General features: G+C 65.7%; 8 protein-coding genes. 6 read left to right on the top strand and 2 right to left on the bottom strand.

Features of this window, described 5'->3' with window-relative positions; all coding sequences use genetic code 11:
* Position 1: 1 nt before the first annotated feature.
* Positions 2–619 (bottom strand): hypothetical protein, encoded by a 618-nt coding sequence (locus tag DCI01S_RS07185; protein WP_061228588.1) that lies wholly within the window; start codon positions 617–619, stop codon positions 2–4.
* A 35-nt stretch (positions 620–654) separates the two neighbouring features.
* Positions 655–1,266: a hypothetical protein gene (locus DCI01S_RS07180; RefSeq protein WP_061228587.1), complete on the bottom strand. Its 612-nt coding sequence runs from the start codon at positions 1,264–1,266 to the stop codon at positions 655–657.
* Between the two features lie 180 nt (positions 1,267–1,446).
* Between DCI01S_RS07180 and DCI01S_RS07175 the strand changes: the two genes are divergently transcribed.
* The 6 genes from DCI01S_RS07175 to DCI01S_RS17725 form a co-directional block, all read left to right on the top strand.
* Complete coding sequence (locus DCI01S_RS07175) at positions 1,447–3,420, top strand: hypothetical protein (RefSeq protein ID WP_061228586.1); 1,974 nt, start codon at positions 1,447–1,449, stop codon at positions 3,418–3,420.
* A complete protein-coding gene (locus DCI01S_RS07170) occupies positions 3,420–5,027 on the top strand; it encodes a class I SAM-dependent DNA methyltransferase (protein WP_061228585.1) in 1,608 nt (535 codons plus the stop codon). The genes DCI01S_RS07175 and DCI01S_RS07170 overlap by 1 nt, the downstream gene beginning before the upstream one ends.
* Positions 5,024–6,217 (top strand): restriction endonuclease subunit S, encoded by a 1,194-nt coding sequence (locus DCI01S_RS16755; protein WP_082767683.1) that lies wholly within the window; start codon positions 5,024–5,026, stop codon positions 6,215–6,217. Before DCI01S_RS07170 ends, DCI01S_RS16755 begins: the two co-directional genes overlap by 4 nt.
* A 43-nt stretch (positions 6,218–6,260) precedes the next feature.
* Positions 6,261–7,910 carry an RNA-binding domain-containing protein gene (locus DCI01S_RS07165; protein ID WP_061228584.1) on the top strand — a complete coding sequence of 550 codons (1,650 nt, stop codon included), beginning with the start codon at positions 6,261–6,263 and terminating at the stop codon, positions 7,908–7,910.
* 416 nt (positions 7,911–8,326) lie between these two features.
* Positions 8,327–11,539 (top strand): type I restriction endonuclease subunit R, encoded by a 3,213-nt coding sequence (locus DCI01S_RS07160; protein ID WP_061228583.1) that lies wholly within the window; start codon positions 8,327–8,329, stop codon positions 11,537–11,539.
* Positions 11,536–11,730 (top strand): hypothetical protein (locus tag DCI01S_RS17725; RefSeq protein WP_244881675.1); only part of this gene is annotated, 195 nt, incomplete at its 3' end. The genes DCI01S_RS07160 and DCI01S_RS17725, both read left to right, overlap by 4 nt.

Below are 11,730 nucleotides of genomic sequence, written 5' to 3'. Positions count from 1 at the left end.
GTCAGCTCCCGAGGCTGCCGAACACGTCGACGCTGCCCAGATTGACGCTCCCGGTAGTGGTGACCGAGAAGTTCCGGAAGTGGATCTCGACCGGGTACTGGACGTCCGCGAGAGTCGAGATCTCACCGGTCGCAGTGAGGGGCGCGATGCTGTCTTCGGTGACGCAGATCGACGTGGCGACGTAGTCCCCGTCGTTCAGGCCCGGCACGCTGACCTCGTGGGGACTGGCGTAGGCGCCCTCTTCGTCCAGTAGGTCACTGGACTCGTTGACCACCACGCGCAGGTCGGATTCCTTCGTGGGCCAGACCGGATTGCTGTACAGGTCCTCGAAGAAGGTCTCGTCCCAGGTCTCGGGGTCGATGTCCTTCTCGCTGATCGCACCCTCGACCACCAGAGGTCCGACGCAGGCCATGTTCTCGGGCGCGGTGACGGTGAAGTTCGCCGTGGTGCCGTTGACGCTCACGGTCAGGTCGGGCGAGTCGATCTTGATGATATCGGTGGGGTCGACGGGGTCGACCAACTGCGCCTGGGCGATGGCCGGCGCGAGGAATGAGCCGGCGCCCAGGAGTGCGGCGGTCACGGCGGCGGTGCCGTACGTACGGAGGGAGGTCGAGGACATGGGAAGTCTCCTTGGTGAAGTGAGGATGGGAAAGGTCATGCGGCCCTGAGGCCTTCGGGTGCGAGTGCGTGCTGGTCCACCGGAGGGGAGCGCGGTAGGACATTCGTTGGGGCGTCGGTGGGTCGGTTCGGCTGGGTTCCTGCGGCGCTTCGTGTGGGTGACGGCATACCGACACTCGCCGTGTCGCGCACGGATGCGGTCGCATCCCGGTAGAGGCCGTCATGGACGAGGGTGAAGACTGCGGGTACTGCGGCGGCGAGGGCGATCACGGCGAGCTGGCGCCGTCTGGTTGTTCCCAGCTTGAGTGCCAGGATCACGGAGGCTGCGGCCAACACGAGCGCGGTGCCGAGGCCGGCGACGACAGCCCCGGTCGCGCTCGAGATATGCCGTAGCGATCCATACAGCAAGTCGATGTGCCAGTTCAGGCCAAGGAACACGACCGCGAAGGCGCCGGAGATCAGGACCACACCGACTGCTGCTTCGACCGGGTTCGGCAGACCCAGGCGGACGAGCGCCCTGCACGCTTCACATGCGGCCAGTACGAGGGCGGTGGCCAGGACGGGTACGGCGATCGCGGCGAGGTAGTGAAGCCACCATTCGAGGGGACTCCAAGCGGCGAGGTGGTCGACCGTGAGGGCGTTGTTCACGAGTGACCTCCGGGGGATCGAGTGCGGTTGACTTCCGGGGAGACTTTTCCCCTGCATGGCGGCGGAGTGCTGAGACCTATGGCGATAAGGGGCCTTATCGCCGGGCGGGTATGAGTCGGTGCAACTCGGAGGTAGCGTCGGCCGCATCGCAGATCAGACGGACCGAGTGGAGGTGGCCCCGTGGAGACTCTGACCATGCAGCAGGTCGCCGCGCTCGCCGGCGTGAAGCGCCCGGTCGTCTCGGTGTGGCGCTCCCGGTCAGCCGGATCGGAGCACCCCTTCCCTGCGCCGGTGGACCCCGCACGACTGGTGTTCTCCGCAGACGAGGTCGGCAGCTGGCTGCGCGTGACCGGCAGGGGGAACAATCCGGATGCGCACGAGGACGCGGCGCTGTTCTCGTCGTTGATGGACCGGGCGGCCTCGCAACTCGACGACGCATCGGCGCTTCTCCTGCTCCATGCGCTGTCTGGTATGCCGTTGGCTGAACAGAGCAGTGACGACCTCGCGATGCTTCCGGTGGGGCACGCAGTCGAGTCGGTTTTGTCCGTGGCGCAGGCGGATAAGGCTCTGCGTGATGCCGACCTGGTCGCGTGCGTCGATCACCTCGCCGAAGCCGGCGTCACGGCGACACGGGTGCTCAAACGGTTGGCGCAACGTCAGGAGGCCAAGGACGCGCCGCTCGCCTCGGAATCGCTCACCAGCACGGGCGATGCACTGGCGTGCGAGGTGGTCGCGGCGCTGGCCGGCGATTCCGACAGGGCACTCGTGCCGTGGGGTCCGGGCGGACTGCGTCTGCTTGCGAGCGTGGTGGAAAAGGCGTCGGAGTCGGATCGGTCGCGAGTCGTTTCGCCGGATGGCCCGACTGGGCCGGTGGACCGACTGCTCTGGCGGTACCTCGCCGCACTCGGCGCCCGCCTGGAACCAGCGACGGCCGGTTCAGCCACGCTTCTCGTCGGGCAGTGGGCGGCGATTCCCCGGGACGGGACTGAGGGCTTCTTCGACTCGGTCGACAACGTGGTGCTGGACCTGGGGCCGGGCAGCGCCGCGGTGGTGTTCGCTCCCGCCCCGCTGCTGGTCGACGAGTTGCCGGGGACGGACCATCGGCGGCGGATCCTGAGGGGGACAGGCGGCGACTATGTTGCGCCCCTGCGCTATGTCGCTCGCCTGCCGCGGGGATTGTGCCGGTTCGGCGGTCGTCGTCGGATGGCGATGTGGGTGCTGGGAGAGTCCGGCGACACCGCCGGTGCGCGGAGTTTCACGACGTTCGGGGAGCACTCGGCCCACGCGCTGGATGCGCGGGAGAACCGTGCACTCGCCTCTGACGCTGTCGCGGCTCTCCGCGGAGGCGCCGCACGGCGGAGTCACGCGTTCCTGCGGGCCGAGCACCGGCTCACCGATGCGGTGGTGGTCAGGTCCGCGCTCGCTCTGCCGGTCACCACCGACGTCGCGGAGGACGGCGGTGATGCGCTGGCCCGCCTGTGGGAGAAGCGCGACGCGTCGGCGTCCGGGGTGCTCGACGGGGTCGAGGTGGTGGCGGCCGGGTCCGCGGCAGATCACTCCCTGCCGTGGAGAGCGGCGACCACGGGCGAGCACCGGCCGGCCCGGGTGATCACGGGCGTGCGCATCCCCGCGGAGGTCTTCGCGGCGGGTTCGGGCGGCATTGGGGTGATCGGCCCGGACGAGGTGCGCGGCCGGTGCGCGATCGGGTCACGGTCGGTCGATCTGGTGGAGTTGGTCCGACGCGCGCCTCGTTTCCGGCTCACGGAGCCGGGCGACGTGGTGTTTACGACGACGAGGGGGCCGGCCGCGATCATTGACACAGCCGGCGGCAATGCCGTTCAGGCGCCGGCCCGGGTGCTGCGTTGTCTGGAGCCGGTCGAGGGATCGCGACGTATTCTTCCCGAGCTCGCGGTTCGGGATATTTCGGCTGCGCGGGGATCGGATTGCCGTTCGTGGCGGCTGCGCACCGTCGTCGTCGACGCTTGTAGCCCTTGGCGCACGGTGGCGGCACGGGCCGCCGAGCATCGGGCACGGCTCCTGGCCGAACTGAGTGCGCTCGACGCGCTCACCACAGAACTTTCCGACGGACTCGCGGCGGGCACGCTGCGCATAGACCACGACTATTCAGATCAGAACTACGAGGAGAACGCCTGATGGCGAAAGTGCTGGTTCCGATGCCCATGGAGGCATCGACACCTAAGGAACTCAAGGACACGCTGTGGAAGGCGGCGGACAAGCTCCGCGGGTCCATGGATGCGTCGCAGTACAAGGACGTTGTGCTGGGGTTGGTGTTCCTCAAGTACGTCTCGGACGCCTTCGAAGAGCGCCGCGACGCGATCCGCCAGGAGCTGGCCGGGGAGGACGAGGCCTACCTCGCGGAGACGCTCGAGGACGCCGACGAGTACCTGGGCTCGGGCGTGTTCTGGGTGCCCGCCGAGGCGCGCTGGGAGTACCTCTCGCGGCATGCCAAGGGCATCCCGGCGTCGTCGACCAACGACGCGCAGTCGATCGGTGAGCTGATCGACGCCGCGATGCGCGCGTTGATGCAGGCCAACGAGTCGTTGGTGGGCACGCTGCCGGTGTTGTTCGGGCGGGACAATGTGGAGCAGCGCCGACTGGGTGAGCTAGTGGACCTGTTCAACGCGGCGCGTTTCACCGGCGGTGGCGCCTCCAAGGCGCGGGATCTGCTCGGGGAGGTCTACGAGTACTTTCTGGACAAGTTCGCCAAGGCGGAGGGCAAGCGCGGCGGCGAGTTCTACACCCCGCCCGTGGTGGTGCGGACGCTAGTGGAGATCCTCGAACCGCATTCGGGGCGTGTGTACGACCCGTGTTGTGGGTCGGGCGGCATGTTCGTGCAGACGGAGAAGTTCCTCGAGGGGCACAAGGAGGATCCGACCAACGTCGCCGTGTACGGGCAGGAGCTCAACGAGCGCACGTGGCGGATGGCCAAGATGAACCTGGCGATCCACGGGATCGATTCGCAGGGGCTCGGTTCACGGTGGGGCGACACCTTTGCCCGGGACATCCACCCGGATATGCAGGCCGACTATGTGATGGCCAACCCGCCGTTCAACATCAAGGACTGGGCGCGGCGCGAGGACGATCCGCGGTGGATCTACGGGGTGCCGCCCAAGCGCAACGCCAACTACGCGTGGATGCAGCACATCCTGTCCAAGCTGGCGCCGAACGGCGAGGCCGGCGTGGTGATGGCCAACGGGACCATGACCACCTCGACCAGCGGCGAGGGCGACATCCGCAAAGCGATGGTCGAGGGTGACGTGGTGCAGTGCATCGTGGCCCTGCCGGGGCAGCTGTTCCGGGCGACAGGCATCCCGGTGTGCGTGTGGTTCTTCGCCAAGAACAAGGCCGCCGGCAAGGGTGGTTCGGTGGATCGCCGGGGGCAGGTGCTGTTCATCGACGCCCGCGAGCTGGGCCACATGATCGACCGCGTGGAGCGCACGCTGAGCGAGGAGGACTTGCAGCGCATCGCCGAGACGTTCCGCTCCTGGCGCGGTCGCCCGTCCGCTCAGGGCGAGTACGAGGACGTGCCCGGCTTCTGTAAGTCGGCCACGCTCGAGGAGATCAAGGCCGCCGGCTACGCGCTGACCCCGGGCCGCTACGTGGGCGTGCCCGAGGCGGAGGAGGACGACGAGCCGGTCGACGAGAAGATCGCGCGGCTCACCGGTGAGCTCACCGCTGCCTTGGATGAGTCGGCCCGGCTCGATGCCGTTGTTCGCGAGCAGTTGGGGAGGCTGGTGTGAAAGCGGTGCGCTTAGGCGACGTCATCAAGATTCACCATGGGTGGGCTTTTCCTGGTTCTGGGTTCGGCACGGATGCCGAGCTGCCACAGCTCATTACCCCGGGGAACTTCGAGCCAGGCGGCAGTTTTGTTCGCAGGGTGAAGTCATTCTCTGGTGAGTTTCCGTCTGCCTTCATCTTAGAACCGGGTGACCTGGTTGTCTCGATGACCGACCTCAGTAAGGAGGGGGCCACCCTAGGCAAACCTGCTATTGTGCCGAGCGATGGCATCTTTCTCCACAATCAGCGAATTGGGAAGGTCGAGATTCTTGACGAGTCGGCACTAGATAAGAACTACCTAAAGGCACTCTTTCTTACCGGCGAGTTTCACAGGCAGATTCTCTCTACCGCGACTGGAAGCACAGTCAGGCATACCAGTCCGGGGCGAATCTATGAATTCTGCCACTCCCTGCCGGAGTTGGAGGCGCAGCGCGCGATCGGCGAGGTCCTCGGCGCGCTGGACGACAAGATCGCCGCGAACCGAAAGGTCTGCGTGTCCCTGCGTGGTCTGCAGGGATCGATATGGTCGAGAGCTTCGAGATCGCTGCCGCATATACCGCTCATTGAGTTAGCTCCACCAAGGTTGGGTGGAACCCCGGCTCGATCCAGTCCGGAACTTTGGGGTGGCGGAACTCCGTGGGCCTCGGTGCGCGATATGACAGGTGCCGATTTGGGGGTCATTTTGTCGACGGCTGAGACAATCACGATCAAGGCTGCTCAGCCGGAGCGACTCAGACCGGTTCCAGCGGGGTCGGTGTTTTTGACAGCCCGTGGGACTGTGGGCGAAGTTGCGGTGGCAGGTGTTGACTGCGCATGCAATCAGTCTGCGTACGCTTTCATTCCCCAGGCGGGAAAGAGTGCAGCTCTGAGGCTGGCTTTAGAGGGTGCTGTCGCCGGCCTGATTTCGAGAGCGCACGGTTCGGTATTCAGCACCATCACGACTTCGACGCTTGCGGATGTTGAGGTGCCCAACTTCTACGATGGGTCGGCAAGACGTGCTGTGAGCGAACTTGAGGTGCTTGAGGAGCGTGTCGTAACCGGGCTCAAGGAGAACGTATCCCTAGCCCGCACCCGCGACGAACTGCTCCCACTCCTCATGAGCGGCAAGGTTGGCGTTAAGGACGCCGAGCGAGCAGCCGAGGATGTGCTCTGAGTGGCGGCCGACCTGCGCCTGGCGGAGATGAGATGATCCGCCTATGAACACCGACGAGCTCTCCTCGCTCCTCGATCGGCTAATTGCCGATTGGGAGAGCGAGGTGGTCGAGTTCAAACGTGGCCGTGAAGGTTTCAGCATGAGCGAAATTGGGAAATATTTTTCGGCACTGGCCAACGAGGCGAACCTGCGCGGTGACGAAGCGGGCTGGTTGATATTCGGAGTTGACGACAAACTCCGGGTAATCGTGGGCAGTTCCTATGGCCACTCGGCAAACCGCCTGAACGCGCTCAAGCTGGAGATCAACCAGAACACCGACCCCCGAGTGTCGTTTCGCAACATTCACGTTCTCGACCACGAGGCCGGCCGCGTGGTGCTCTTCGAGATCCCACCAGCGCCCCGAGGCCTGCCGATCGCATGGAAAGGGCAATGTTGGGCGCGGGCCGGGGAAAGCCTCGTTCCCCTCGGCATGGACAAACTGGACCAGATACGCAACCAGACCATCGGTAGCGACTGGACGGCCACGATCATCCCTCACGCAACACTCGAGGACCTGGATCCCGAAGCCGTTGCTCAGGCGCGAAAGGGGTTCACTGAAAGATATCCGCGACTGGCCGACGAAGTGGCGCGCTGGAACGACGCCACCTTCTTGGAGAAGGTTCGGTTGACGCTTGGGGGCAAAGTCACTCGCGCTGCGATCTTACTGCTCGGCAAGTTCACCTCGGCGCACCTGATCAGCCCGCACATGGCCGAGATCACTTGGAAATTGACCGGTGAACAACAGGCGTTCGAGCACTTCAGCACGCCATTTCTACTTTCCGCTGACGATCTGATCAGTCGTGTCCGCAATGTCCAGATCCGGTTCAATGACCCGAACAGAGCCGTCTACCGCGAGATCTCGAAGTACGACGAGGGAAGTCTTCACGAGGCTCTGTACAACTGCATCGCGCACCAGGACTACCGCCAGCACTCACGAATCGTCCTCGTCGAACGTCCGGACCGGGTCGAGTTCCTCAGCGTCGGTGACTTTGTCGACCGCACCCCTGATGACTACATGTTGAGCGACACAGTGCCTCGTCGGTACCGCAACCCGCTCCTGGTGACCGCGATGACTGAACTCAACCTCGTTGACCACATGGGAAACGGGATTCACCGTATGGTCAGTCAGCAACGCAAGCGGTTCCTCCCGCTTCCCGACTACGATCTCACCGACCCCGGCGAGGTCAAGCTCACTGTCTATGGCGCGGTCATCGACGAGGCGTACACCAAGCTGCTCATGGCTCGCGAGGATTTGCCGCTCGAGGATGTGCTCGCTCTCGACCGGGTCCAGAAGGGTCTGCCGCTCTCGGCATCAGTAGCCCGCCGCCTCCGGAAGGCCGGACTGATCGAGGGACGACAACCTCACCTTCGTGTCGCACCGACCATTGCGCGAGTAACGGGAACGAAGGCTGCGTACATCCGAACCCGAGGCCAGGACGATGCGTTCTACTGCAAACAGATCAGCGACTACCTGGAGAAATTCAGCTCGGCCAATCGCTCCGACATCGACGAGTTGCTCATGAGCCAGCTCAGTGACGCGCTCACTGACGAGCAGAAGCGAAACAAGATCGGCAACCTGCTCACAAAGTTGAGGAAATCCGGCGAGATCCACAACGCAGGGAGCCGCACCCGGCCGCGCTGGGAGCTTTCATAAGTGAGGACCGATCCAATGAAGCTAGCCAAGAACCTAAGTAAGAAAGGTACGTCTCAGGGCGTCGAAATAACAGGTCGGCGCGGTTTGCCGCCTTCTTTAGGTCGTCCTCGGGTCGACGAGCCTAGCCGAGAAAGCCAGTCCGTATCGAAGGGACACAGGCCGGGCGGTAGCGGCGTAGTAGCTGTCGCGAGGCGCGCCCCGTCACTGTTCGTCACTGTAGGTCACTGTAGGTCACTGTGCAGTGACGCCTACAGTGATGGGCTCGTCGAAGGCCCATCAACGGGCACCTCTACCCGACGTACATTGCTCGATTGCAGCGCCGACGCTATCCTCGGGGCATGCCACCTGCCCCCTCTGGGGGCAGGTTTTTTCATGTCCGATCACGCTTCGCGCCCCTCTGACCTGGAGAGGACGCGATGACTTACGGCTGGTCCGAGGCCCAAGCCGAGCAGGGCATCCTCGACGCCCTCGCCGAGCGCGAATGGGAGCACCGCTCCGGGCCATCCCTCGCGCCCGGCTCGGGGGAGCGCGACTCGTGGCATGACATCGTCCTGCGGGGCACCCTCCTGCAGTCGCTGATCAACCTCAACCCGGACGTGCCCGAGGAGTATCTCCAGCAGGCCATGGCCGAGGTGACCACTCCCAAGTCGCAGGACGCCGTCACCGAGAACCACCGGCTCCACCACATCCTGCTCGACGGCTACAAAGGTCTGACCTACATCGACGACGACGGCCGCGAGGTCGCCCCGGTCATCCGCTTCCTGTCCGCCGACGCCTCGCGCAACAAGTATCACGCGGTGGACCAGGTGACCGTCCGCAGCCGCGAACACGAACGACGATTCGACGTGGTGGCCTACGTCAACGGACTGCCGCTCGCGATCGTGGAACTCAAGAAGCCAAGCGCCAAAAACGCCACCGCCGAACTCGCGTACAACCAGCTGCGCACCTATCTTCACGAATTCCCCATGGCGTTCCGCTTCGCCGTCGTCGTCGTCGCCACCGACGACCTCTCCGCCCGCTACGGCACGCCGTTCACCCCGTGGAACCACTTCGCGCCCTGGAACGTCGACGACGACGGCCGCCGCATCGCCCCCCTCACCACCCACGAAGACTCCGCGGAACCCATCACCGAACTCGACCTCCTCATCGACGGCGTGTTCAACGTCGAACGATTCGGCCAGCTCCACCGCGACTTCACCGCCTTCGACGCCACCGAGTCCGGTCTGATCAAACGCATCGCCAAACCGCACCAGTACTTCGCCGTCACCAAAGCCGTCGGCGCCACCGTCCGCGCCGTGGACTCCGACGGCCGGGCCGGCGTCGTGTGGCACACCCAGGGCTCCGGCAAATCCATGGAGATGGAGCTCTACACCGCCAAGATCATGCGGCACCCGCGACTGGCCAACCCCACGGTCATCGTCATCACCGACCGCACCGAGCTGGACTCCCAACTGTTCGACGGCTTCCAGATCTCCGACCTGCTCCCCGAGCAGCCGGTGCAGGTCCGCACCCGCGACGATCTGCGGACACAACTGGCCGACCGCCGCTCCGGCGGCATCTACTTCACCACCCTGCAGAAGTTCGGCCTGAGCAAATCCGAGCGAGACTCCGGAGCAACACACCCGCTGCTCTCGGACCGGCGCAACATCGTCGTCATCGCGGACGAGGCCCACCGCAGTCACTACGACAACCTGGACGGCTACGCCGCGCACCTCAAGAGTGCGTTGCCGCACGCGACCCTCATCGCCTTCACCGGGACCCCCATCACCGAGGGCGAACGCGCCACCCGCCGCGTCTTCGGCGCCGACATCGACGTCTACGACCTGCACCGGGCGGTGGAGGACGGCGCCACGGTCCCCGTGGTCTACGAACCGCGACTGATCAGCCTGGCCCGCCTTCCCGGCGTGGACGACGAGTCGCTCGACGATGCTGCGGAGGAGGCACTGAGCGGCCTCGACGCCGCGGACGCCGAACGCCTCCAGCGCGCAGTCGCCAAGCTCGACACCGTCTACGGCGCCCCCGAGCGGATCCGCACCCTGGCCGCCGACCTGGTGACCCACTGGGAAACCCGCCGCGACGCCATGAGGCCCTTCCTCGGCGTTCCGGGCAAGGCGATGATCGTCTGCGCCACCCGATCCATCGCCGCGAACCTGTACCAGGAGATCGTCGCCCTCCGCCCCGACTGGCACTCCGACGCCGACGACACCGGCAAGGTCAAGGTGGTCTACACCGCCGACCCGGGCGACGAGGAGCACGTCACCAGGCATCTCCGGCGTCCGAGTGCGATCGCCGCGGTGAAGCAGCGGGTGAAGAACCCCGACGACGAGCTCGAGCTGATCATCGTCAAAGACATGATGCTCACCGGCTTCGACGCCCCGGCGCTGCACACGCTCTACGTGGACCGGCCGCTCAAGGGCGCGCTGCTCATGCAGACGCTCGCCCGCGTCAACCGCACCTTCCGCGGGAAGCAGGACGGGCTGCTCGTGGGCTACGCGCCGCTCACTGACAACCTGTCCAAGGCATTGGAGGAGTTCACCCGCGAGGCCCCGGAGGGCGGCGACCGACTCGTCGGCCGCACCTCCGAGGAGGCCGCGCATATCGTGCTCGACCTGCTCGCAGGCGTGCGTGAGCTCATCGGCGACGAGTGGAAGGCACAGTGGCACGCCAACGCCAAAACCGGCTGGCGTGATGCGCTGCTCACCGTGGTGACCCGCCTGCGGTCGCCGGGCACACCGGGAAACCGCGACGACGACGACCCGGACGCGCGCCCTCTCGCCGACCGCTTCCGCGACCTGTCATCCAAGCTCGCACGGGCGTGGGCGCTGGCGGCGGGCAACGACTCCCTCGAAACGGTCCGACCAGAGGTGCGGTTCGTCGAAGAGGTCCGCGTCTGGATGCTCAAGCTCGACGCACAGCAGAAGATCGGCGCCGGAGAACTGGTCCCGGACGAGATCAAGCGCATTCTCGGCGAACTGATCGTCGACTCCGCAGCGAGCACAGGGGTCGTCGACATCTACCGCGAGGCCGGACTGCCCCTCCCGCGGCTCGACACGCTCACCCCGCAGTGGGTCGAAGAGGCGCAGAAGCCGTCCAAGGCCCACCTGGCGATCGAGGCGCTCAAGGCGACGTTGCTGGAGGAGGCCGCGACGGTCACGCACGGCAACGAGCTGCGGCGAAAGCTGTTCTCCGAACGCGTCAACGAGCTCATGGTGCGCTATACCAACCAGCAGCTCACGGCTGCCGAGGTGATCGCCGAGCTGGTGGAGCTCGCCAAGGAGGTCAGCGCGGAAGCCGACCGCGGGCAGCGCTTCGAGCCGCCGCTGGAAAGCTATGAACTCGCGTTCTACGACGTGGTCGCGTTGAATGGGTCCGCGGTCGACGTCCTCGGCGACGACGTGCTGGCCGAGATCGCCCGCTCGATCGTCGCCACCATGCGCCGCGACATCCGCACCGACTGGACGGTCCGCGAGGACGTCAAGGCCAAGCTTCGCGCCTCGGTCAAGCGCACACTACGCAAGTACAAGTACCCACCGGACAAGCAGCCAGAGGCCATCCAGCTGGTGATGCAGCAGATGGAGGCACTGGCCCCCAGGTACGCAGAGGAGTCAAAGGAGGAAGACGGGAGGTGAGCTCAGGCCGGGTGTGGGACGCCTACGGCTCCACGGAGCTCGCGATTCCCGCGGACCCCCGCCCACCCCGAGGCCGTTCTCGCAACCCCACCCGCTGGTCTTCCTCGATGCGGGGCGCAGCCGCCCGGCGGACCGCGAGACTGGGCACGCACTTCCAGCCGCAGCTCGATGATCCCGGGCTTATCGGGCCC

The organism is Dietzia cinnamea NBRC 102147 (assembly GCF_001571065.1).
In the GTDB taxonomy this organism is placed as follows: Bacteria; Actinomycetota; Actinomycetes; order Mycobacteriales; family Mycobacteriaceae; genus Dietzia; species Dietzia cinnamea.
Note: the sequence above shows the minus strand (reverse complement) of the source record. Positions and strands in the feature narration are given on the sequence as shown.